The organism is Stenotrophomonas sp. YJH_SMC_10 (genome assembly GCF_059371555.1).
The window spans coordinates 41,262-65,278 of the sequence record NZ_JCAFUS010000013.1 but is presented as its reverse complement, the minus strand read 5'-3'; the positions used below and the strand labels follow the sequence as shown (position 1 = coordinate 65,278).

The window sequence follows — 24,017 nt, the reverse complement described above, 5'->3', positions numbered from 1 at the left end:
AAGGATTGCAACCCGAATTATACCAGCCGGGGTCGAGCGGCCCTGGTGTGCCCACTATGGCACAGCCACGATCTGTGCATGTTCCACGTGGAACCGGGCAATATGGGTCAGCTCCTGCAGCGCTGCCGGGGTTTCGGTGGCAGTGACAAAGATCTGTGCCGGTCCGCTGAGCAGGCGCTCCAGTACCCGCGCCTGGTGGGTCCGATCCAGCTCCGAAGCCAGATCGTCGAGGGCAATCACCGGCCACTCGCCGCGCTGCTCCGCGTAGTCCTCGGCCTGTGCCAGCAGGCACGCCAATGCCGTCAGCTTGGCCTGGCCGCGAGAGAGCGCGTCACGACCGGGAATGCTGTGGAAATCGACGCTCCAGTCGGCCCGGTGCGGCCCGACCGAGGTGTAACCGGCCTGGCGGTCACGTTCCCGGGCCAGAAGCAGGGCATCGGCCAGAGGAAGCTCATGCCGACGCCACCCCGCACTGAGTTCCAGGCCCTGGATGCCGAGCTGCGGCGCCAGGCTGGCAGCCAGCGCCACGGTGCGCTGCTGCAAGCGCTCCAGGTAGTGCTGGCGACGACTGGTCAGAGGTTCTCCGGCCTCGGCGAGCTCATGATCCCAGGTATCGAGCATCCGTGGCGGCCCGCCTTGCTTGAGCAGGGCGTTGCGCTGCTTCAGCGCACGAGAATAGCGGCGCCACAGGGACAGGAAATCAGGTTCCACGTGGAACAAGCCCCAATCGAGGAAACGGCGACGGGGTTCACCGCCTCCGCTGACCAGCGCGTGGCTGCCGGGCTCGAACGTCACGACGGCCAGCGCTGCGCATAGATTGCCCAACTGGGCCACGTCCTCACCGTCCAATCGTCCCTTCCAGTCCTGGCCACTGTGGCGCAGGCCGGCCTTCCGGCGGTGCGGCGGGTGGTTCGCGCGTTGTTCGTCCCATTCGACGAAGATTTCCAGGGCTTCCTGGCCCTGGCGCACCAGACCATCGCGTACCCGGCCTCGGAAGCTCCGCCCGTACGCCATCAGATGCAGGGCCTCCAGCACGCTGGTCTTGCCGGCACCGTTGTCGCCAGTCAGCAGGTTCAGTCCCGGCTGGGGCGAAAGGTCCACCGCACTGAAGCGACGCAGTTGGTGCAAGGCGAGGCGGCGGATAAGCATGGGGCGCGAAAGACCATCCGCACGGGGCGGTAGAGGGGCGGGGAATCCATCAGCTTACTGCATCGGTCAAGCCGGGGCCGATGGCACCACGTACCGCGTGGAGCGGGGCAGTCCACAACGATGCCCTGCTCCACGTGGCGGCAATGGCGTCGCGGTTTGCCTCGAAATCCTTCAATTCTGCACCGCGATGGCGGGAGCAGCCGCCCAGATTTCAGCGAAATCAGCGCGTCTACGGAGAGCGGTTCGTGATAACGGACGGAGAGCCGGCGACCGTTCCTGCAGATTGCTTCAAATCTGAGGCCCAAGGTCCTGGAGGGTTCCACAGATTTCAAGAAATTCGCGCCGATCGTTTCACGCTGTCCACAGCTGCACTGTATGACTTATACACAAGGTATGGGCAATCTGTGGATAAAAAAGCGACTTTGCCCCGGCCTCGAAACTATCCACAGGTTCCCCCCCAGGCTCTGGGGCCTATATACAGGGGGTTTCAGCCCTAAAAAGATCTTTTAAATCATAAACATAGCCTGTTTTTCCACCAGATCTGGCGCTACCATCACCACCATGCTTTAGATTTATACCCAGATTTAGAAGCTAGGCGAGCCCCGATCTGCCGGAAATGCAGCCTGTGGACAGGGTCGTTTCGCAGAGGCGCGAGCACCGCGATGTCGGCTGCCTTCACCTGCGTCAGCGCCTTCCGCTGGGAAACCCGACCGGCTGAGGAAAGAGCACTGAGTTCCTGATCGGGCGGCCGTCCGACGAACCGGAGTCCTGGCCAGGGGCAAGCGATTGCCTGGGACACCTACCGCCTGTTTCACTCCGATCCGAAGCTCGATAAACCGGCCACACAGACCGGCGCAGCGGAAGCACGTTTCGATGCTCCACGTGGAACCAAAAAAAACGCCCGGGAATATCCCGGGCGTCGTCTGGTTCCACGTGGAACAGGACCGCTGTCAGAGCCGCAGCGGCATCACCACGTGGCGCGATTTCTCGCTGCTGGATTCACGTACCAGGGCCGAAGAGTTGGAATCGCGCAGCTGGATGATGACTTCCTCATCGCGCAGGGCCGAAAGGGCATCCAGCAGGTAGTTCACGTTGAAGCCAATCGCCAGGTCGCTGACGGTGGTGTCGGCTTCGATCTCTTCCTGCGCCTCTTCCTGTTCCGGGTTGTGCGCACTGATCTTCAGGTTGCCCGGCGAGACTTCCACGCGGATGCCGCGGTACTTCTCGTTGGAGAGGATCGCCGCACGTTGCAGCGACGCGCGCAGCGCCTCGCGATCGACCTTCACTTCGCGGTCGGCACCGATCGGGATCACCGCTTCGTAATCCGGGAAGCGACCGTCGATCAGCTTGGAGGTAAAGGTGACATCGTCGCGCTTGACGCGGACGTGGCTGCGGCCGACTTCCAGCTCGATCTCGCGATCGCCGCTTTCCAGCAGGCGCTGCAGTTCGGTCACGCCCTTGCGCGGCACGATGATCTGGCGCTTGGAACCGCTCGGCTTGGCCAGATCGGTTTCACACAGTGCCAGGCGATGGCCATCGGTCGCCACGGTGCGCAGCGCATCCCCGCGCAGGTCGAACAGCAGGCCGTTGAGGTAATAGCGCACGTCCTGCTGCGCCATTGCGAACGCGGTGCGCTCGATCAGCTCCTTCAGGGTCGCTTCGCCGATGGCGACGCGCTCGGTGGCTTCCACTTCATCCACCGACGGGAAGTCGTTCGAAGGCAGCGTGGCCAGGGTGAAACGGCTGCGACCGGCCTGCACGGTGATCTTGTCACCGGTCTGCGAGACGGTGATCCGGCTGCCGTCGGGCAGGGCGCGGATGATCTCGAACAGCTTGCGGGCGGGAATGGTGGTTTCGCCGTCCTGGGCATCTTCAACCGCGATCCGCGACACCATCTCCACTTCCAGGTCGGTACCGGTCAGCGACAGCTGGCCGTTCTGCACCTGGACCAGGAAATTGGCCAGAACCGGAAGGGTCTGGCGGCGTTCGACCACGTTGACGACCTGTGCCAACGGCTTGAGAAAGGCTTCGCGCTGCAGTGTGAAACGCATGTGGTTCCGTGCCCCTATGCTTTAAAAAATGTGGAATAAATCAAAAGCTTGGTGGTGCTGGTAGAGACAGAATCGCTGGAAAACAATGCTAAGTCTTTGTAATTAAAGGTATTTCAGACCTCGAAACCCTCTGCATTACCGACCCCCAAGGGGTGGGGAAAGCTGTGGATAAATCTGCTGCGATTTCAAACGGCATTTTTATCCACAACGTGTCCCGCGCTTGCTACCGGATTCTGCACCGTTTTGTGCGATGACGCCTCATCGGCATCCGTGCATCATTCGCTCAGCTTCCGGATCAGCTTGTCCCAGTCCTCACGGAGCTTGCCGTCGGTTTCCATCAGGGTCCGGATCTGGCGGCAGGCATGCAGCACTGTGGTGTGATCGCGACCGGCAAAGGCGTCGCCGATCTCGGGCAGGCTGTGCTCGGTCAGTTCCTTGGTCAGCGCCATGGCGACCTGACGGGGGCGGGCCAGCGAGCGGGTCCGACGCTTCGACAGCAGATCCTTGATCTGCAGGCCGTAGTAGTCGGCAACGGTTTTCTGGATGTTGGGAATGCTGATCGCCTGCTGCTGGGCGCGCAGCAGGTCGCGCAGGGTTTCCTGGGCGAACTCGGTGGTGATCGCGCGGCCGGTGAAGTTGGCGCGGGCGGTCAGGGTATTCAGCGCGCCTTCGAGGTCGCGCACGTTGGAGCGCATCTTCTTGGCGATCAGGAACGCAACATCATCGGGAATCTCTGCACCACGTTCGCGTGCCTTGGCCAGCACGATCGCGGCGCGGGTCTCGAAGTCCGGCGGTTCGATCGCGACCGACAGGCCCCAGGCAAGACGCGACTTCAGGCGCGCTTCCAGGCCCTCGACTTCGCGTGGATAGCGATCGCAGGTCAGGATGATCTGCTGCTTGCCATCGAACAACGCGTTGAAGGTGTGGAAGAACTCTTCCTGCGTGCGGTCCTTGCCGGCGAAGAACTGGATGTCATCGATCAGCAGCGCGTCGACCTGCTGGAACTGGCGCTTGAACTGATCCATGGTCTTTTCCTGCAGGGCCCGGATCATCGCGCTGAAGAACTGTTCCGAACGCAGGTACAGCACCTTCGCACCTGGATTGGCCTGGCGCATGGCGTTGCCGGCGGCGAACATCAGGTGGGTCTTGCCCAGGCCGGTGCCTCCGTACAGCAGCAGCGGGTTGTGCGCGCGATCGCCCGGTTTCTGCGCTGCCTGGAAGGCGGCGGCCAGACCCAGCTGGTTGCTGCGGCCTTCAACGAAGTTGGCGAACGTGTAGTGGCTGTCCAGATTGCCGGCGAACGGCACCTGCGGCTCACTGGCGATGTGCGCCGACGGCGCGGAAACGGCCGCGTTCTGCGCTTCCACCGGCCGTGGGCGCGAGCCGATTTCAAGAAAAACGTCGCTGAAGCCGGCGAAATGGGCCAGCAGCTCGCGGATACGGGCCAGGTACAGCTCGCGTACCTGATCGACGATGAAGGCATTCGGTGCATACAGCACCAGGCTGTCCGCGCGCAGATCGGCCTGCAGCGGCTTCAACCAGGTGTGAACGTCTTCCGGCGGGAACTCCGCTTCAAGGCGCTCGAGACTACGGGACCAGGCATCCATCAGCAATAATCGTCCGGTGGCCGGGGCATGGACGCGACAAGGCGCCCAGACACAGGCCGGAAAGGGGGGAAATGGATGGCTCAGACTACCACCGAGCGCCCGCCTTCGGAATGCTTGTCCCCTACTTATTCACAAAAACATCCACAGCTATTGCACAGCCCGGTGAATTCGCGTAGCTGTCAGGGCTTGACGCGGGGCAGGGTACCTCTCTAGAATTTCCGGTTCTTTCCGTCCCATTCATACGAGAGGCCCCCAATGGCCACGAAGCGCACCTACCAGCCCAGCAACCTCAAGCGTAAGCGCGACCACGGCTTCCGTGCCCGTATGAAGACCGCTGACGGCCGCAAGATCCTGTCGCGTCGCCGCGCCAAGGGCCGCAAAGTCCTGAGCGCCTGATTGCCATGCCGCACCTCGCGGCAGACGCAATCCCTTCGACAGTGAATACTGCAGACCCGCGCAAGCGATTCCCTCGCTCTGCGCGGGTTCGCACGCGTGCCGAATATTCAACGGTCTTCAACGGCGCCCGCCGTGTGTCCGATCCGCTGATGACCCTGCACTGGCTGCCGGCTGACCGGCCGGCCAGGCTGGGTCTGGCGGTTTCCCGCAAGGTCGATCCGAACGCCGTGGGGCGTAACCGGATCAAGCGCGTCCTGCGCGACATCCTGCGTCAGACACGTACCGAAATCCAGCCAGGCGACTTCGTCGTCGTGGCCCGTAGTGCTGCGCGTTCCGCCAGCAACGACGAGATCCGCCAGGCCTTCCTGCGCCTGCTGCGTCGCCTGCGTGCATTGCCCGCGCCGGGCGTGGACGGCACAATGCCGCCGCCTGATGGCATCGCAACTCCTTCTTTGACCGAGCCGGCATCGCGTCCCGGCCCCGCCGAGCCTGTCCGCTGATGAACCAGACCCGCGTATTCCTCATTTTTGCCTGGCTGATGGTAGCCGTGCTGCTGTGGATGGAGTGGAGCCGTGAAAAGGCTGCCCCCACCCCGGCACCGACGACCACGTCGGCCCCGGCCGCCGCGCAGAGCGTTCCGGGCGCGACCCCGGGCAGCATTCCCAGTGCCCAGGTCCCGGGTGCCCCCGGCCAGGCGGCGGTGCAGGCGCAGGCCAGCGCGACCCCGGCCAGCCAGCGCGTGACCGTCACCACTGACGTGCTGCGCCTGGTGCTCGATGGCGGCCGCGTGCTCGACGCCGAGCTGCTGCAGTTCCCGCAGACCAAGGACGAAGGCAGCCCGCCGGTACGCCTGCTGACCGAGGACCCCGCGCATCCGTACAGCGCGATCAGTGGTTGGGCCAGCGAGGACAAGAACACCCCGGTTCCCGGCGCTGACGGCTTCAAGCTGGTGGGCGACACCAAGGACTTCGTGCTGGCCAAGGGCCAGAACGAGCTGCAGATCCCGTTCGTGTGGACCGCTGACAACGGCGTGACCATCAAGCGCACCCTGACCGTCTCGCGCAACGAGTACGCCGTGCGCTTCAAGGACGAAGTCAGCAACGCCGGCACCGCACCGTGGAACGGTTACGTCTACCGCACCCTGGACCGTACCCCGACCATCCTGTCGCGGAGCATGACCAACCCGGATTCCTTCAGCTTCAACGGCGCCACCTGGTACGACAACGACAAGAAGTACCAGCGTCGTGCGTTCAAGGACTACCTGGAAGACGGCACGCTGAACCAGAACATCACCGGCGGCTGGCTGGCGATGCTGCAGCACCACTTCTTCACCGCCTGGATTCCGCAGAAGGACCAGACCGCGCACTACGTGCTGTCGCAGGTGGCCGGTCGTGACCTGATCGAAGCGCGTGGCCCGGCCTTCACCCTGGCCCCGGGCCAGTCCACCAGCACCGAGGCCCGCCTGTGGGTCGGCCCGAAGCTGGTCAACCTGATCGCCAAGGAAGACGTGCCGGGCCTGGACCGCGTGGTCGACTACAGCCGCTTCTCGATGATGGCGGTGATCGGCCAGGGCCTGTTCTGGGTGCTGAACCAGGTGCACAAGCTGGTCGGCAACTGGGGCTGGGCGATTGTCGGCCTGGTGGTGCTGCTGAAGCTGGTGCTGTACCCGCTGTCGGCGACCCAGTACAAGAGCGGCGCGAAGATGCGTCGTTTCCAGCCGCGCATCGCGCAGTTGAAGGAACGCTATGGCGATGACCGCCAGAAGTTCCAGACCGCGATGATGGAGCTGTACAAGAAGGAAAAGATCAATCCGATGGGCGGCTGCCTGCCGATCCTCATCCAGATGCCGATCTTCTTCGCCCTGTACTGGGTGCTGGTGGAATCGGTCGAACTGCGCCAGGCGCCCTGGTTCGGCTGGATCCAGGACCTGACCGCACGCGACCCGTACTTCATCCTGCCGGTGATCAACGTGGCGGTGATGTGGTTCACCCAGAAGCTGACCCCGGCGCCGGGCATGGACCCGATGCAGCAGAAGATGATGCAGTTCATGCCGCTGGTGTTCGGCGTCATGATGGCCTTCATGCCGTCCGGCCTGGTCCTGTACTGGGTGGTCAACGGCGGCCTGGGCCTGCTGCAGCAGTGGTGGATGACCAAGCGCCATGGCGGCGAGCCGGTTGCGGCCACCACCGCGCCGGCCCCGGTCAAGAAGAAGTAATCCCGACCGCAGGTCACCTGCTTTGTAGAGTCGACTGTTAGTCGACTGGCGGACGAGCAGTCGACTAACAGTCGACTCTACCGCCCCGATCGACGCGAGAAGCCCGCCGCAAGGCGGGCTTTTCGCATGCGGCGTTAGAATCGCCTGCACACCGTTCCTCCCACCTTCGAGTCCGCCATGCCGCGCGCGTCGTCGTTCCGCCTGTTCCTGCCCTCGCTGTTGTTGACCCTGGTTGTTGCCGGCTGTGGCGACCAGGACGCGAAGGCGCCGGCGACCACCGTCACCCAGGCGAGCGCGCGGGCCGCGGCCGCCGCCGATCCCGCGGCCGCACCGTTGCTGGCGGCCCTGCAGAAACAGCTCGACGGCTACCGCCGGATCATCGTGCTGCTGGCCGACGAGGCGCAGCAGTCGGCCGCCGACCGCGGCACTTCCACGCGCGTGGGCCAGCAGCTGTTCCACGATGGCCTGGAACAGCGCACGGCCATCGCCGCGCAGTTCGACACGCTGCTGCGCGGCGCCAGCCCGCAACGCTTCGCCACGCTCGGCACCGTGCTGGACTACATCGAGTCCGCGCCGGAGCTGTTCGACGCCGACCGCCTGGCCTTCCGCGAAGTGCTGCGTGATCTGCATGAGCGCGTCGGTACCGATTCCTCGCTGCCGGCGGTGAAGCTGCACCAGCGCATCGGCGAGGACCTGGAAGCGCTCGATGAGATCGAGCGCAACTACAACCAGGAACTGACCCGCATCTTCAGCCGCTTCGAGCGCACCCGCGCCATCGAGCTCAAGCGCGAGAAGTGGGACGATTACATCGCCCACCTGCACAAGGACTACAGCCGCGAAGCGATCCTGCGCGACTACGGGGTGATCGAGCCCTACCCGATGTCGATGAAGGACAGCGACCGTGAGATCTTCGGCCGCGACCTGCCGGCCAAGACGGTGGTGCTGACCTTCGACGATGGCCCGCACAAGGCCTACACCGACGAAGTAGTGGCCATCCTCAAGCGCTACGACGTGCCGGGCGTGTTCTTCGAGGTGGGCCGCAACCTGGGCAAGGTCGAGGCCGATGGCAAGGTCAGCCTCGGGCCGATGGCGAAGATCAGCCGCAACCTGATGGAAGAAGGCTATGCGGTGGGCAACCACAGCCTGACCCACGCCCAGCTGTCGCGCACCACCGGCGACGCGCTGCGCCAGCAGGTGCTCGACACCGACACGCTGCTGAAGGACGTCGACAGCAAGCGCGCGCCGCTGTTCCGCTTCCCGTATGGCGCGCGCAATGCTGAAGGCCTGCAGCTGCTCAACGAGGCCGGGCTGAAGTCGATCATGTGGAACATCGACTCGATGGACTGGGCCGACCCGGTGCCGGAGTCGATCGTGCAGCGCGTGCTGGACCAGGTGAACAAGGAACAGCGCGGCATCATCCTGTTCCACGACATCCACGATCGTGCAGTGAAGGCACTGCCGCAGATCCTCGACCGGCTGATCGCCGATGGCTACCAGTTCGCCGGCTGGAACGGCCGCGACTTCACTGTCGCCCGTGCGCGCAAGGGCGATGCCGGTGCCGCCACCGTCACCACCGGCTACGAGAAGTCGTGGGCGATCGTGGTCGGCATCGACAACTACGCCAAATGGCCGAAGCTGGAGTACGCCAGCCATGACGCGCAGGCGGTGGCCGATACCCTCACCGGGCAGTTCGGCTTCCCGTCCTCGCAGGTGATCGTGCTGAAGAACGAGCAGGCCACCCGCAACAACATCCTGGCCGCGTTCCACGACCGCCTGGCCGATGACCGCACCGGCAGGAACGACCGCGTGTTCGTGTTCTTCGCCGGCCATGGCGCGACCCGCCAGCTGGCCTCCGGGCGCGATCTCGGCTACATCATCCCGGTCGATTCGGATCCGAAGGAATTCGCCACCGACGCCATCGCGATGACCGACATCCAGAACATCGCCGAGAGCATGCAGGCCAAGCACGTGATGTTCGTGATGGACGCCTGCTACAGCGGCCTGGGCCTGACCCGCGGTGGCCCCTCGTCCTCATCGTTCCTGCGCGAGAACGCGCGTCGCAGCGCGCGGCAGATGCTGACCGCCGGTGGTGCCGACCAGCAGGTGGCCGACGCCGGCCCGAACGGCCACTCGGTGTTCACCTGGGTGCTGCTGCAGGCACTGGCCGGCAAGGGGGACCTCAACGGCGACGGCCTGATCACCGGTACCGAGCTGGCCGCCTATGTGGCGCCGGCCGTGTCGGCGGTCTCGCACCAGACCCCGGCCTTCGGCAGCCTGCCCGGTTCGCAGGGCGGCGAGTTCGTGTTCCAGGTGCCGGACAGCCAGGAATTCCTCAACGCCGGCACACGCCAGCTGACCGCCGATGCGATCGCGTTGAACAACAAGGTGGATGCTGCCAGCGAGGCCAAGGACAGCCAGGCACCGGTGACCGTGGCTGACCTGCAGGGCGGCAAGGCCAAGCTGGTGGTGCCCACCGCCGGTCCGGCCTCCGACCGCCAGCGCGCGCAGCAGGCCAACGACCGTGGCCTGCAGCTGTATCGCGAGAAGCAGTACGACGAGGCGGCCGCGCAGTTCACCGAAGCGCTGAAGCTGCGTCCTGATTTTGCCCAGGCGGCCAACAACCTCGGCTTCGTCTACTACCGCCAGCAGCGCTATGCCGAAGCGGCGCGCTGGCTGGAGAACACCCTGAAGATCGACCCGTCGCGCGCCGTGGCCCACCTGAACCTGGGCGATGCCTACTTCAACGCCGGCGACAAGGCCAAGGCCAGGCAGGCCTACACCACCTACCTGGCACTGCAGCCGCAGGGCAGCGGTGCGGCCCAGGCGCGCGCGCAGCTGGAGAAACTCTGAGCGATGAACGAGGCGATCCACACCGACACCATCGTCGCCATCGCCAGCGCGCCCGGCGCTGGCGGCGTCGGCCTGCTGCGCCTGTCCGGTCCGCGTGCCGCGGCCATCGCCCACGCGCTGGGTGCACCTGCGCTGCGCCCGCGCCACGCGCACTACGCGCGCCTGCGTGATGCCGACGGCGAGGTTATCGACGATGGCATCGTGCTGTGGTTCCCGGCACCGAACAGCTTCACCGGCGAAGAGGTGGTGGAACTGCAGGGCCATGGCAGCCCGGTGCTGCTGCAGCAGCTGGTCGCGCGCTGCATCGCGCTCGGCGCGCGCCAGGCGCGGCCGGGAGAGTTCAGTGAACGGGCGTTCCTCAACGGCAAGCTGGACCTGGCCCAGGCCGAGGCCATCGCCGACCTGATCGCCGCCGGCGACAACCGTGCCGCGCGCGCTGCACGACGCTCGCTGGACGGCGTGTTCTCGCGCCGCATCGAGGCCGTGGTCGAGCAGCTGGTGCTGCTGCGCATCCACGTCGAAGCGGCCATCGACTTTGCCGACGAACCGCTGGATACGCTCGGTGGCGCACAGGTGCGGCGTGGGCTGGAACAGGCCCGCAGTGATCTGGCCCTGCTGCGCCGCGATGCCGAACGCGGTCGCCGCCTGCGCGATGGCCTGCATGCGGTGCTGGTCGGTCCGCCCAATGCCGGAAAGAGTTCATTGCTCAATGCGCTGGCCGGCAGCGAGCGTGCCATCGTCACCGACATCGCCGGCACCACCCGCGACACCCTGCGCGAAACCATCCGCCTGGATGGCCTGGAGCTGACCCTGGTCGACACCGCTGGCCTGCGCGACGGCGGCGATGCCATCGAACGCGAAGGCATGCGCCGCGCCCACGTGGAAATCGAGCGCACCGACCTGGCGCTGATCGTGCTGGATGCGCGCGATCCGGCGGCCGGCGAAGCCGCGCTGGGCGAGGCCGTGGCGTCGGTGCCGCACAAGGTCTACATCCACAACAAGTCGGACCTGCTGGCGGCGTTGCCGTCGCTGGACGATCCGGACCGCGTGTTCGTCTCGGCCGCCACCGGTGCCGGGCTCGAGGATCTGCACGCGCGCCTGCGTTCGATTGCTTCGGCCGGTGCAGGGGAGCAGGTGGACGGCGAGTTCTCGGCGCGCACGCGGCACGTGGATGCAATCGAGCGCGCGCAGGAACACGCGCAACGCGCCGATGGCGAGCTGGCGCACGAGCACCTGGAACTGGCCGCCGAGGAACTGCGGCTGGCGCATGATGCGCTGGGTGAGATCACCGGGCAGATGAGTGCCGATGATCTGCTGGGAAGGATCTTCTCGAGTTTCTGCATCGGCAAGTAGGCCTTGGTAGTGCCGGCCGCTGGCCGGCAACCCAGCCGAACGAGCTCCTCGGGATCGCTACGGGGTCGGAGCCCCTGCGGCGATCCGACCCCGGTTCCCCCACCTGTCACATTGCCGCCGCATACTGACGGCCATCACATACCGCTTGGGGAAGTCGCAGTGAAGTCGTGGGGTTGTGCATTGCTGTTGTCGCTGGCCATGGCACCATCGGTGGCCATGAGTGCTGAATCCTCCACCCCGGCTGCACCCAAGGTGTCGGTCTACGGCCATCGCGGGGCAAGCGCGCTGCTGCCCGAGCACACCCTGGCGTCGTACGCGCAGGCCATCGCCGATGGCGCCGACTACATCGAGCCGGACCTGGTGATGACCAAGGACGGCGTGATGGTGGCCCGGCACGAGAACGAGATCGGTGGCACCACCGACGTCGCCTCGCATCCGGAGTTCGCCAGCCGCCGCACCCGCAAGGTGATCGATGGGCAGCAGGTCGAGGGCTGGTTCACCGAAGACTTCACCCTGGCCGAGCTGAAGACCCTGTACGCCCGTGAGCGCCTGCCGGAACTGCGCAGCACCGCCTACGACGGCCAGTTCCGCATCGCCAGCCTGGACGAGATCCTGGCCTTCCTGGTGCAGCAGGCCGGGCGTGCCAACCGCGGCATCGGCCTGGTCCCGGAGATCAAGCACTCGACCTACTTCCAGTCCATCGGCCTGCCGATGGAAGACAAACTGCTGGCTGCGCTGCGCGGCAATGCGTACACCAACGTCGGCCCGGTCACGATCCAGTCGTTCGAGACCGCCAACCTGCGCTACCTGCATGGCAAGATCGGCCGCGGCAGCAACATCCGCCTGCTGCAGCTGCTGTGGAAGGGCGATACCCAGCCGGCCGACATCGCCAAGGCCGGTGGCACGCTGACCTACGCGCAGATGATGACCCCGGCCGGGCTGAAGGACATTGCCGGCTACGCCGATGGCATCGGCCCCGAACTGCGTTCGATCATTCCTCTGGATGCCAAGGGCGCGCTGGGCACGCCGACCTCGCTGGTACGTGATGCGCACGCCGCCGGGTTGATGGTGATTCCGTATACCTTCCGCCCGGAAAACCACTTCCAGCCCAGCAACCTGCGCAAGGGCGCCGACAGCGCGCGCAATGCCGAGGGATCGATCGCCGAGATGCGCGCTTACCTGGCGACGGGCATCGATGCGTTCTTCACCGATGACCCGGCGCTCGGCCGGCAGGCGGTGGATGGAATGGGCGCAGCGGGGAACTGAATTTCCCGGTAGTGCCGGCCGCTGGCCGGCAACGCGAGGATTGCCAACGAAAGTTCATGAGGTTGCCGGCCAGCGGCCGGCACTACCGCCACCTCAACCGCGCGGTTCGTCCGGGCGGCGGAACGGGATCACCTCGTAGTCCTGGCCCTCGCGCGGCGTCGTCGGCCAGCGGCTCTGCCTCGTCATGGGATGGGCGCGGCGGGGAACTGAATTTCCCGGTAGTGCCGGCCGCTGGCCGGCAACGCGAGGATTGCCAACGAAGGTTCATGAGGTTGCCGGCCAGCGGCCGGCACTACCGCCGCTTCAACCGCGCGGTTCATCCGGGCGGCGGAATGGAATCACCACGTGGTCCTGGCCCTCGCGCGGCGTCGTCGGCCAGCGGCTCTGCCTCGTCATGGGATGGGCGCGGCGGGGAACTGAATTTCCCGGTAGTGCCGGCCGCTGGCCGGCAACCGGATGCCGGCCAGCGCCCGGCACTACCGCCGCTTCAACCGCGCGGTTCGTCCGGGCGGCGGAACGGGATCACCACGTAGTCCTGGCCCTCGCGCGGCTGCCACAACACCGGCACGCGCTGCGGCGACGGCGGCTCCAGCTCGTCGTCGGGCAAAGGCTCGACGTCTTCTTCTTCGTCTTCCCAGCTGTAACGCTGGCGCGGCGGCAGCGGGTCGGCGTTGCGGAACAGCAGCGCGGCGATGATGCCGGCGAAGGCGCCGCCCATGTGCGACTGCCAGGACACGCCATCGGCATGCGGCAGGATGGTCATCAGCATGCCGCCATAGAACAGCATGCCGATCAGGCCGGTGGCGATCGCCGCGCGGTCGCGGCGCAGCAGGCCGAGGCTGGCCAGCAGGAACATCAGGCCATGGGTGACGCCACTGGCGCCCAGGTGCACGCTGCCCGGATTGCCCAGCATCCACGCGCCGAGGCCCGAACCCAGCCACAGCAGGGGCAGGGCACGCACGGTGGCTTTCGGATACACGCTGCCGGCGAGGGTGCCGAGGATCAGGATCGCGATGCTGTTGGCGGCGATATGCTCGACCGAGGCATGCAGCATCGGGCCGCCGATCAGGCCGAGCAGGCCCTTGGCTTCCAGCGGCGCGACCGCCCACGGTTGCCAGTCGAACGTGCCCTGCAGGGCGAACACGGCCACCAGCACCAGCACGGCCGCCAGGCTGACATTGAACGCCCGCAGGATGCGCGAGCGGTCATTGCGGGGGGCCGGCACGTCGCCGGCGGGCAGGGGCGTGTTGTTGTCCATACCTCAGCAATGGCGGTGGCTGGCGCGAAACCAAGGCCACCGCAACGGGAGAGTGGAGGCGGCCGGCGGGACAATCCCACCGGCCGCGCTGTTCAGCCGGTCAGGCTCAGGCCTGGCCTTCGCCTTCCTTCGGCGGGTACTTCAGGCTCAGCACCACGGTGGCGGCGATGATCACCGCGACCACGCCCAGCGACACCGGCGTCGGGATCTTGAACAGGTCGATGATCATCATCTTGATGCCGATGAAGCCCAGCACCAGTGCCAGGCCATACGGCAGCAGGTGGAAGCGGTCGGCCATGCCGGCCAGCAGGAAGAACATCGCGCGCAGGCCCAGCACCGCGAACACGTTGGAGGTGAGCACGATGAACGGGTCGGTGGTGATCGCGAAGATCGCCGGGATGCTGTCCACGGCGAAGATCACGTCGGTGACCGCGATCAGGATCAGCACCGCGAACAGCGGGGTGAACCAGCGCACGCCATCGCGCTTCACGCTCAGCGCGTTGCCGGCGTAGTCCGGCAGCAGGCGCAGGTGCCTGCGCATCCAACGCAGGGCAGGATTGGTCTCCAGGTCCGGCTCCTGGCCGGCGGCGAACCACATCTTCCAGCCGGTGAACAGCAGGAAGGCACCGAACACGTAGAGCAGCCAATGGAACTGGCTGATCAGCACGCTGCCGGCGAAGATCATGATCGTACGCAGCACGATCGCGCCCAGGATGCCGATGATCAGCACCTTCTGGCGCTGCTCCTCCGGCACCGCGAAGTAGCTCATGATCATCAGGAAGACAAAGATGTTGTCGACCGCCAGCGCCTTCTCGACCAGGTAGCCGGTCAGGAATTCGAGCCCGACCTTGTTGGCCACCACCTGGCCGGCGGTCTCATTCAGGTAGTACCAGAGGCCCGCATTGAACAGCAGGGCCAGCACGACCCAGCCGATGGACCACCACAGGGCTTCCTTGAAGGTGACCTTGTGCGGTCCACCGTGGCGCATCAACACGAGGTCGACCAGCAGGGCGATGACCACCACCGCCGCGAAGCCGCCCCACAACCACACGTTACCGATCGTCTGCATTGGGAATGTCCGTTGGAAAGATGAATGCCAGGCCGGACGGCGAGGATCTGCAACGGAGGATCGGGAGGGGATCCAGGGACAGAGCTTCGCCAGTGCGGCGAAGGTCTCGCTCGCAGTTCCAGTCGGCTGGAACTGCCGTTGCACCGGAGCCTGCAGGCTCGAAATGACGGCGACAACGTCTGGGAGCTACTCCCCTTCTGGCGCCGATTCTGCCGTCTGGCCGGGCCGCCGTCAAATGCCGGTTTGCCGGGGTCGGACCCCAACGGGGCTCCGACGCCGGGGCCGTCACCACACTGGGGTCAGAGCCCCTGCGGGGATCTGACCCCGGCGCCCGGTTTACAATGGGTGGATGAATACCCCCCTTCCCGTTGTCCGCCTCAAGAATGCGTGGCGCTCCAGCCACCCGTGGATCTTCCAGAAACTGGTCGAGAAGCCGACCGTCCGGCCCAAGCCCGGTTCCATCGTCGACGTGGTCGGCATTGATGGCGAATTCATCGGCCGCGGGTTCTACAACGGGCACTCGCGCATTGCCGTGCGCATCCTTGAAACCGACCAGAACATGCCGGTGGATGCCGGCTGGTTCTCGCGCAAGATCGCCCAGGCGGTGTCGCTGCGCCGTGAGGTGCTGAAGCTCGATGCGGTCTCCGATGCCTGGCGCGTGGTGCACAGCGAAGGCGACGGCCTGTCCGGCCTGGTGGTGGATCGCTACGGCGACCTGGTGGTGGTCGAGTTCTTCGCCGCCGGCATGTTCCGCCACCGCGAATGGATCTACGACGCCCTGCGCGAGCAGTTCCCCGGCTGCCGCTTCCACAGCTTCGCCGACGAGCATGTGCAGAAGCAGGAGAGCTTCGACTTCCACGGCAACACCACCACCGAAGCGGCGGTGATCACCGAGTACGGCATCAAGTTCCGCGCCGATCCGGCCGGTGCACACAAGACCGGCTTCTTCGCCGACCAGCGCGAGAACCGCGAATGGCTGAGCCAGCAGGTGGAGGGCAAGAGCGTACTGGACCTGTGCTGCAACACCGGCGGTTTCGCGGTGTACGCAGCAGCACGTGGCGCTTCGGAAGTGGTCGGCATCGACATCGATGAGGACGTCATCCAGATCGCCAAGGGCAATTCGCGCCTGAACAACGTACGCCCGAAGTTCATCCAGTCCGACATCTTCCCGTGGCTGCGCGACGCCGCCAACCGCGGTGAGCAGTACGACGTGGTGATCCTGGACCCGGCGAAGATGACCCGCGACCGCGACCAGGTCATCACTGCGCTGAAGAAGTACCTGGACATGAACAAGCTGGCGCTGGGCGTGGTCAAGCCGGGCGGCCTGTTCGCCACGTTCTCCTGCACCGGCCTGGTGGCCGAGGACCAGTTCCTCGACATGCTGCGCCGCGCGGCGTATTTCTCCGGCCGCACGATCCAGATCCTGAAGGTCGCCGGCGCCGGTCCGGACCACCCGTTCATGGCCCACGTGCAGGAATCGCGTTACCTGAAGGCCGTGTTCTGCCGCGTGGTGGACTGACCGCGTGACGCTGTAGAGCCGGGCCGCGCTCGGCTCTACAAATCAGCAGGCCGCAGCGCTATGGTCGGGCTCTTCCCAATGCCGGTGAGAGCCCATGCCTTCGTTGCGCCCCCTGTCCGTCGTGCTCGCCCTGGCGCTGTGCGCGCCGCTGTCGGCCCACGCCATCGAGTTCAGCGCCGAGGAACTGGCCCGCGCCAAGGCGCTGCAGCAGCGCCTGGTCACGCTCGACAGCCATCTGGATACACCGGCCAATTTCGGCCGAACCGGTTTTGACATCGAGCAGCGCCACGACCGCAACGCCCTTTCGCAGGTGGATTACCCGCGCATGGTCGAAGGCGCGCTGGATGGCGGCTTCTGGGCGATCTACACCGACCAGGGCGACCGCAGCGCCGCCGCGCACCTGGCCGAGCGTGACCATGGCCTGCAGCGGTTGATGCAGATCCGCGAAATGCTGGCGGCCAATCCCGAGCGCTTCGCGCTGGCACTGACCGCCGATGATGCCGCGCGGATCAAGGCCGCCGGCAAGCGCGTGGTGTACATCAGCATGGAAAACGCCAGCCCGCTGGTGGACGACCCCAGCCTGCTCTCGTTCTACCACCGTGCCGGGCTGCGCCTGCTCAGCACCGTGCACTTCGCCAACAACGAGTTCGCCGATTCGGCCACCGACCCCAAGGGCGCGGAATGGAAGGGCCTGAGCCCGGCCGGCAAGGAACTGGTGCGACAGGCCGTGAAGCTGGGCATCGTGATCGATCAGTCGCATGCCTCGGACGCGGTGTTCGACGATCTGCTGGCGATGATGCCGGTGCCGTTCGTGCTGTCGCACAGCTCGGCCAAGGCGGTCTACGACCACCCGCGCAATCTCGACGACGCGCGCCTGCGCAAGCTGGCCAGGGCCGGCGGCGTGATCCAGGTGAACGCCTATGGCGGCTACCTGATCGACACGGCGAAGACACCCGAGCGCAAGCAGGCCGAAGAAGCGCTGAGCAGGCAGCTGGGCGGCTGGGAAGGCATGGGCATCGAGCAGGGTGTTGCCCTGCTGAAGGCCGAGCAGGCACTGGACCACGAGCACCCGGTGCGCCACGCCAGCCTGGATGATTTCTTCGCCCACTTCGGGCACATCCTCAAGGTGGTCGGCCCCGAGCACGTGGGCATCGGCCTGGACTGGGATGGTGGCGGTGGCCTGAGCGACCTGCCCGATGTCAGCCAGCTGCCGAAGATCACCGCCTGGCTGCTGCGCAAGGGCTATACCGAGCAGCAGATTGCCGGCATCTGGGGCGGCAACCTGCTGCGGGTGATGCGCCAGGCGCAGGATTACGCGGCAAAACAGGGCGGTTGACCGCCCTTCGGTCGTGCCGGCCGCTGGCCGGCATTGCCCGCATCAACAGGATGCGAGGTGCCGGCCAGCGGCCGGCACGATCGGCGAGCCGGTTACTTCGCGATCAGTGCGTGGCGGCGGCTGTACAGGAAGTACAGCACCAGGCCGGCCACGTTCCACAGCAGGAAGTACAACTGCGTGGTGTGCGGCAGGCTGATGAACAGGTAGATGCAGCCCAGCGCGGCCAGCGGCCCGACCACGAAGGCCAGCGGTGTGCGGAAGGTTCGCTCGCGGTTCGGCTCGCGCAGGCGCAGCACCACCAGGCAGATACCCACCGCAGTGAACGCGGCCAGGGTACCGGCATTGGCCAGCGCGGCGATCTCGTCCAGGCGGGCCACGCCGGCCAGCGCCGACACCACCACGGCGGTGAACAGCGTGGTCGCCACCGGCGTGCCGGTGCGTGCATTGACCTTGGACAGGCCACGCGGCAGCAGGCCGTCGCGGCTCATCACGAAGAAGATGCGGCTCTGGCCGTACAGGAAGGCCAGCAGCACGGTCGGCAGCGCGATGATCGCGATCACGCCAATCACCATTGCGGCAGTGGGATGGCCGAGCTGGCGCATGATCAGCGCCAGCGGTTCGGCGCTGTGGCCGAACACCGCGTAGCTCATCGCACCCACTGCCGCCAGCGCCACCAGCACGTAGACGATGGTGCAGCCGATCATCGACCCGATGATGCCGATCGACAGGTCGCGGCCGGGGTTCTTGGTTTCCTCGGCGGCGGTGGAGATCGCATCGAAGCCGTAGAAGGCGAAGAAGATGATCGCCGCTGCCGCCATCACGCCGTGCTCGACCCCGTCAGGGCCCATCGACTTGGCAAAGCCATACGGCATGAACGGCTGCAGGTTGGCGCTGTCGAACGCAGGCATGGCCACGGCCACGAAGATCGCCAGCGCGATCAGCTTGAACACCACCAGGATCGCATTGAGCGTGGCGCTCTCCTTGGTGCCGGCCATCAGCATGCCGGCTACCAGCCAGGTGATGATGATCGCCGGCAGATTGATCATGCCGCCTTCCACGTGCGGGCCGGCCGCCAGCCAGGCCGGCAGGTGCACGTTCCAGCCGAACTGGGTGTGCACCCATTCGAGGAAGCCGACGAAGTAGCCGGACCAGCCCACCGCCACCGTACTCACCACCAGCGAGTACTCCAGGATCAGGCTCCAGCCCACCACCCAGGCGAACACCTCGCCGAGCGCACTGTAGCTGTAGGTGTAGGCGCTGCCGGCGGCCGGCATCATCGTCGACAGCTCGGCATAGGACAGCGCCGCACAGGCGCAGACCGCACCGGCGATGGCGAAGGAAATCAGCACGGCCGGGCCGGCCAGGTTGGCACCGACGCCGATCAGCGTGTAGATGCCGGTACCGACGATGGCACCGATGCCCAGCGCGATCAGGTGCGGCCAGCTGAGCGTCGGGATCAGGCGCCTGCCGGCTTCGTGGACGGTGACGGAATCTAGGGACTTGCGCCGGAACAGGGACATGCAGGCCTCGGAAGGGGTGACTGAGAACGACAAGTTCCCGAGTGTGACCGAACGCAGCGCAGCATTGCCACTGACGGGGGTCATACCCGACGCGCCGCGCGCTGCACCGCGATCAGGCTGCCGGAATCGGCATAAAGCAGGCCGGACCCCGGCGCCGAGCGACGTCAGGGCAGGGCGGGCCAGTGGCAGCCGTCTTCCTGCCAGGCCTCGACGTCATCGTGGAAAGAGGTCCTGCGCCCGTCACGGGCACGCTCATAGCTCAGGTCCAGCACCAGCGCGCCCTGGGTACTCAGCAGGTAACGGCCGTTGAGGCGGCCGTCGATGCACTCCTCCCACACGCTGTCGAACTGGTAGGGACGATCCTCTGCCAGCACCGTGGTCTCCATCGAGACCCGGCGCAGGGGCAGGCGCCCGCGCTGGCCGGCGTAGCGCACGTCGGCCGCGCCGTCGTCCAGCCAGCGCCATTCCAGGTGGATGCTGTCGTTGCGGCCGCCCGTCAGGCAGCGATGGTCCTGTACGGTGGCGCCAGAGGCGGTGCCGGCGAACAGCAGGGTCAGGGCGAAGCCGGTCAGGCGGACCATCCACGCGCATCCATTGCAGAAGGGGGGCCAGCATAGCCCGCCCTGCCTGCCATGCCCTCAGCGCCCGCGCGGCCGCAGCTGGGTGCCGCCGCTCATCAGCATCCGCGGCAACGGCATCCGCAGGAAATCGTGCGGGAACGACGGTGCCACTGCACTGATCGCATCGAGGTGGGCCAGGGCCTCGGCCGGCAGCACCAGCTGCAGCGCGTCCAGGTTGTGCTCGAACTGAGCCAGGGTACGGGCGCCGATGATCGGCAGCGCGCCGGCGCCGGGACGCTGCAGCAACCAGGCGAGTGCAACCTGCGCAGGCGAATGCGAAAGATCGGCAGCGATGGTTGCGACGTCCCCGGCAATCTGCAGCGAACGCGGCGTCAACGCACCATTGATCAGGGCCACGCTGCGGCGCGACCCGCCGGGTGTGGCTGGCAACGCCTCGGCGCTGGCGAGGTCGGCCGTGCTGTACTTGCCGGTCAGCACGCCGCTGCCCAATGGCGACCACGCCACCACCCCCAGCCCCAGCGCATCGGCCATCGGCAGCAGTTCATGCTCGACGCTGCGCTGGATCAGGCTGTACTCGATCTGCAGCGCCACCAGCGGCGACCAGCCACGCAGGTCGGCCAGGGTCTGCATGCGCGCGATCTGCCAGGCTGGCGTGTCCGAGATGCCGGCGTAAAGCACCTTGCCGCTGCGGACCAGGTCGTCGAAGCCCCGCATGACTTCGTCAACGCCGGTGGTGTCGTCCCAGGCGTGCAGGTACAGCAGGTCGAGGTAGTCGGTGCCCAACCGCCGCAGACTGTCCTCCACCGAGCGCAGCATGCTCTTGCGGTGGTTGCCGGCGTTGTTGGGGTCACCGGGGACGGTGGCGAGGGTGTACTTGCTGGCGATCACCAGCCGGTCGCGCTGGCCCTGGGCGAACCGTCCAAGCAGGGTTTCCGCACTGCCGTTGGTGTAGTTGTTGGCGGTATCGATGAAATTGCCGCCACGTTCGACGTAGGTGTCGAAGATGCGGCGAGCCTCGGTTTCGTCCGCGCCCCAGCCCCAGTCGGCGCCGAAGGTCATCGTGCCCAGTGCCATCGGGCTGATGCGAAGGCCGGAGCGGCCGAGCAGGCGGTAGTGGTCCAGCGACATGCGGGGTCTCACAGGAAGGCGGCGGTACCGCCGGGAGGCACAGCATCGGCCGACCGTTCCTGTGGATAAACTGGATGGCACCGGACTCACCATGAAGAGTGGCTTCACAATGGATCCCTCCGCACCGTTGTCGGCGGTGGTCGCCTTCGTTCACGTCGCCGACCATGCCAGCTTCACCCGCGCCGCAGATGCGCTGGGCATCTCCACCTCGGCACTGTCGCAGAGCGTGCGCGCGCTGGAGGCGCGGATGGGCGTGCGCCTGCTGCAACGGACCACGCGCCGGGTCGGCCTGACCGAACACGGTGCGCGCTTCCTTGAACGGGTGCGGGGCGGACTGGAGCAGATCGATTCGGCGTTCGCCGACCTCGACAGCGCGCGTGCGGTTCCGGCCGGGAAGCTGCGCATCACCCTTCCACGCATCGTGGCCGAGCGCCGGGTGCTGCCGGCACTGCCTTCGTTCCTGGCGCGCTATCCACAGGTGGACGTGGAGTTGTGCGTGGAGCCGGCGTTGACCGATCTGGTGGCCGAAGGCTTCGACGCGGGTATCCGCCTTGGCGAGTCGCTGGCGCGCGGCATGATCGCAGTGCCGATCGGACCGCCGGAGCGGCAGGTGGTGGTGGCCACGCCCGGCTACTTCGCGCAGTACGGCATTCCGGCCAGCCCGCACGAACTGCAGGGCCATGCATGCATCGTCCACCGCCGCGCCAACGGCCGGCTGATGCCCTGGGAGTTCAGCCGCGATGACCATGATCTGGAGGTCGAGGTCAACGGCCGGCTGGTGTTCAACGATGCCGAGCTGGCCCACGGCGCCGTGCTGGCCGGGCTCGGCATGGCGCAGGGGTTCGCGTCACTGGTGGCCGATGACCTGGCATCCGGGCGCCTGCAGGCGGTGCTGCAGGACTGGCAATCGCCGTTCCCCGGCTTCCACCTGTATTACCCCGCGCGCGAGCACATGGCACCCAAGCTGCGGGTGTTCATCGACCATCTGCGCGCAGGACTGCACGGCGGGACGGGGCCCACCTAGGCCGGCAGGCGTAGCGTCGAGCCTGCGCGGCAGCGGTGTCAGCCGTTCAGCCCCAGACGAATGCCGAACCCGACCAGGAACACGCCGGCCACGCGGCGCAGCGCCTCGCTGATCCGCGGGTGCTGGATCAGCCGGCGACGGGCCAGGTTGCCCACGCCGATCAGCATCGAGCAGTAGGCGATGCTGACCACCAGGATGATGCCGGCCAGCGCGGCGAAGGTGGCGATGCCCTGGTGCGCCTTCGGATCGATGAACAACGGCAGGAACGCCATGTAGAACAGGATCGCCTTCGGGTTGAGCAGGCTGACCAGGATCGCCTGCTGGAAGTAGCGGCCCGGCTGCATGCGGATCGGGCCGGCATCACTGCCCTCGTGCTTCGGCGTGCGCAGCAGGCCGATGCCGACCCACACCAGGTAGGCCGCACCCAGGTACTGCACGGCGTGGAACACCAGCGGGTTGGCCTTGAGCAGCGCGGCCACGCCGGCCAGCGCCAGCCACATCAGGATCTGGTCACCGACCAGCAGGCCGGCCAGTGCGGTGTAGCCGCCGCGCACGCCGCCACGGCCGGTGGCGGTCAACAGGGTGAAGGTACCGGGACCGGGCAGGGCAAGAAACACCAGCACGGCGACCAGAAACGTCCACAGGTCCTGGATGCCCATCCACGGCATGGCGGTGCGCTCTTGTTACGGGGGGCCGCCATTGTCGGCCAGCGCCCCGGCAGGCGACAGGGGGCCGGTGGGGCCAACCGGCATCCCAGACAGCAACGGTTGCAGGTGCTGGCGCAGCTGCGCATGCAGCTGCCTTACCGCGGGCGAGAACTGCTTGCGGTGCGGGCACACCAGCTGCAATGGGATGCTGCTGCCAACGCCGTCCAGCAGCACCTGCAGGCGCCCGGCCAGCACGTCCTCGCGCAGGTCCAGCCAGGACTTGTAGGTGATGCCTTCACCGGCCACGGCCCAGCGCCGCACCACGTCGGCGTCGTCGCAGACCAGCGGGCCGCGCACGGGGATCACGGCGCGGCGTCCGTCCACCTCGAACGACCAGCGATCGTAGGCGCGGCCACTGAGCTGGTAGACCAGGCAGTCGTGCTCGCGCAGCTCATCCAGCCGCGTGGGCATGCCGCGCCGCTGCAGGTAGCCGGGCGAGGCGGCCAGCACGCGCCGGTTGCCTTCCAGCAGGGGCAGGGCCACGTAGTTGGCATCGTCGAAGTGGCCGATGCGGATGGCCACGTCGACCGGGTCCCGGAACACATCGGCCACTTCGTCGGACAGGCGCAGATGCAGGCGCAGCCGCGGGTGGGCCGCGCGGAACGCGCTCAGCCAGGGCAGCAGCAGGTTGCGGCCGAAGTCCGACGGCGCCGACAGTTGCAGGGTGCCATGCAGCTCGGTGTCCTCGCCCTGTACGCGGGCCTGGCCCTCGCGCAGGGTGGCCAGCACCTCCTGCGCATACGGCAGGTACAGCGCGCCCTCGCCGGTCAGGCGCAGGCTGCGGGTGGTGCGCACGAACAGGCGCAGGTCCAGCTCACGTTCCAGCCGCGCCACCGCCGCGGCAACTTGGCCGGGCAGCAGGTCGGCCTCGCGGGCGGCCTGCGAGAAGCTGCCCAGCGCGGCGGTACGAGCGAACAGCTGCAGGTCGTCGAAGCGGATCATTTTCATTGCTGGAGTGAAAGTCCTGCCCGATTCTGCGCCTTTCTGC

The 24,017-nt window shown here is 66.6% G+C and carries 19 protein-coding genes; 9 read left to right on the top strand and 10 right to left on the bottom strand.

Annotated features, from left to right (window positions below; translation table 11 throughout):
• Positions 1-54 precede the first annotated feature (54 nt).
• The 3 genes from recF to dnaA all read right to left on the bottom strand — a co-directional run bounded on the left by recF (position 55) and on the right by dnaA (position 4,807).
• The gene (recF, locus tag AC5P9C_RS16155) at positions 55-1,149 is read right to left on the bottom strand and encodes a DNA replication/repair protein RecF (RefSeq protein WP_150828582.1); all 1,095 of its coding nucleotides are present in this window, start codon (positions 1,147-1,149) and stop codon (positions 55-57) included.
• A gap of 950 nt (positions 1,150-2,099) precedes the next feature.
• Entirely contained in the window at positions 2,100-3,200 is a 1,101-nt protein-coding gene (gene dnaN, locus AC5P9C_RS16150; protein ID WP_005411731.1) for a DNA polymerase III subunit beta, read from the bottom strand.
• 275 nt (positions 3,201-3,475) lie between these two features.
• Positions 3,476-4,807, bottom strand: coding sequence for a chromosomal replication initiator protein DnaA (gene dnaA, locus AC5P9C_RS16145; protein WP_049468402.1), 1,332 nt, complete (start codon positions 4,805-4,807; stop codon positions 3,476-3,478).
• Between the two features lie 255 nt (positions 4,808-5,062).
• Between dnaA and rpmH the strand changes: the two genes are divergently transcribed.
• From rpmH to AC5P9C_RS16115, 6 genes are all read left to right on the top strand, one after another.
• The gene (gene rpmH / locus AC5P9C_RS16140) at positions 5,063-5,203 is read left to right on the top strand and encodes a 50S ribosomal protein L34 (RefSeq protein ID WP_005411729.1); all 141 of its coding nucleotides are present in this window, start codon (positions 5,063-5,065) and stop codon (positions 5,201-5,203) included.
• A gap of 5 nt (positions 5,204-5,208) precedes the next feature.
• The gene (gene rnpA, locus AC5P9C_RS16135) at positions 5,209-5,703 is read left to right on the top strand and encodes a ribonuclease P protein component (RefSeq protein WP_074725861.1); all 495 of its coding nucleotides are present in this window, start codon (positions 5,209-5,211) and stop codon (positions 5,701-5,703) included.
• On the top strand, positions 5,703-7,418 hold the full coding sequence (gene yidC, locus AC5P9C_RS16130; RefSeq protein WP_049468400.1) for a membrane protein insertase YidC: 1,716 nt from the start codon (positions 5,703-5,705) through the stop codon (positions 7,416-7,418). Before rnpA ends, yidC begins: the two co-directional genes overlap by 1 nt.
• A gap of 177 nt (positions 7,419-7,595) precedes the next feature.
• Positions 7,596-10,268, top strand: a complete 2,673-nt coding sequence (locus tag AC5P9C_RS16125) for a polysaccharide deacetylase family protein (protein ID WP_343543200.1) — start codon at positions 7,596-7,598, stop codon at positions 10,266-10,268.
• Positions 10,269-10,271: 3 nt separating this feature from the next.
• The gene (gene mnmE, locus AC5P9C_RS16120) at positions 10,272-11,621 is read left to right on the top strand and encodes a tRNA uridine-5-carboxymethylaminomethyl(34) synthesis GTPase MnmE (RefSeq protein WP_343543199.1); all 1,350 of its coding nucleotides are present in this window, start codon (positions 10,272-10,274) and stop codon (positions 11,619-11,621) included.
• A 159-nt stretch (positions 11,622-11,780) separates the two neighbouring features.
• A complete protein-coding gene (locus tag AC5P9C_RS16115) occupies positions 11,781-12,887 on the top strand; it encodes a glycerophosphodiester phosphodiesterase (protein WP_343543198.1) in 1,107 nt (368 codons plus the stop codon).
• A gap of 487 nt (positions 12,888-13,374) precedes the next feature.
• Here AC5P9C_RS16115 and AC5P9C_RS16110 read toward each other — a convergent pair whose 3' ends face one another.
• Together AC5P9C_RS16110 and AC5P9C_RS16105 are read right to left on the bottom strand one after the other, a co-directional pair.
• The gene (locus AC5P9C_RS16110; RefSeq protein ID WP_343541394.1) at positions 13,375-14,145 is read right to left on the bottom strand and encodes a rhomboid family intramembrane serine protease; all 771 of its coding nucleotides are present in this window, start codon (positions 14,143-14,145) and stop codon (positions 13,375-13,377) included.
• A gap of 106 nt (positions 14,146-14,251) precedes the next feature.
• Positions 14,252-15,214: a TerC family protein gene (locus AC5P9C_RS16105; protein ID WP_057494898.1), complete on the bottom strand. Its 963-nt coding sequence runs from the start codon at positions 15,212-15,214 to the stop codon at positions 14,252-14,254.
• 349 nt (positions 15,215-15,563) lie between these two features.
• On the opposite strand from AC5P9C_RS16105, the gene AC5P9C_RS16100 reads away from it, so the two are divergent.
• On the top strand, positions 15,564-16,733 hold the full coding sequence (locus AC5P9C_RS16100; protein ID WP_057494899.1) for a class I SAM-dependent rRNA methyltransferase: 1,170 nt from the start codon (positions 15,564-15,566) through the stop codon (positions 16,731-16,733).
• A 94-nt stretch (positions 16,734-16,827) separates the two neighbouring features.
• Entirely contained in the window at positions 16,828-18,069 is a 1,242-nt protein-coding gene (locus tag AC5P9C_RS16095) for a dipeptidase (RefSeq protein WP_343541392.1), read from the top strand.
• Positions 18,070-18,161: 92 nt separating this feature from the next.
• Here the strand turns inward: AC5P9C_RS16095 and AC5P9C_RS16090 are convergent, their stop codons facing one another.
• From AC5P9C_RS16090 to AC5P9C_RS16080, 3 genes are all read right to left on the bottom strand, one after another.
• Positions 18,162-19,589: an amino acid permease gene (locus AC5P9C_RS16090; protein WP_343541390.1), complete on the bottom strand. Its 1,428-nt coding sequence runs from the start codon at positions 19,587-19,589 to the stop codon at positions 18,162-18,164.
• A 164-nt stretch (positions 19,590-19,753) separates the two neighbouring features.
• Complete coding sequence (locus AC5P9C_RS16085) at positions 19,754-20,170, bottom strand: hypothetical protein (RefSeq protein WP_103283059.1); 417 nt, start codon at positions 20,168-20,170, stop codon at positions 19,754-19,756.
• A 57-nt stretch (positions 20,171-20,227) separates the two neighbouring features.
• A complete protein-coding gene (locus tag AC5P9C_RS16080; RefSeq protein ID WP_053505773.1) occupies positions 20,228-21,298 on the bottom strand; it encodes an aldo/keto reductase in 1,071 nt (356 codons plus the stop codon).
• Positions 21,299-21,407: 109 nt separating this feature from the next.
• On the opposite strand from AC5P9C_RS16080, the gene AC5P9C_RS16075 reads away from it, so the two are divergent.
• The gene (locus AC5P9C_RS16075; RefSeq protein ID WP_343541386.1) at positions 21,408-22,322 is read left to right on the top strand and encodes a LysR family transcriptional regulator; all 915 of its coding nucleotides are present in this window, start codon (positions 21,408-21,410) and stop codon (positions 22,320-22,322) included.
• 38 nt (positions 22,323-22,360) lie between these two features.
• Here the strand turns inward: AC5P9C_RS16075 and leuE are convergent, their stop codons facing one another.
• Together leuE and AC5P9C_RS16065 are read right to left on the bottom strand one after the other, a co-directional pair.
• Positions 22,361-22,990 (bottom strand): leucine efflux protein LeuE, encoded by a 630-nt coding sequence (leuE, locus tag AC5P9C_RS16070; RefSeq protein ID WP_343541384.1) that lies wholly within the window; start codon positions 22,988-22,990, stop codon positions 22,361-22,363.
• A gap of 15 nt (positions 22,991-23,005) precedes the next feature.
• Positions 23,006-23,977, bottom strand: a complete 972-nt coding sequence (locus AC5P9C_RS16065; protein WP_343541381.1) for a LysR family transcriptional regulator — start codon at positions 23,975-23,977, stop codon at positions 23,006-23,008.
• Positions 23,978-24,017: the final 40 nt, after the last annotated feature.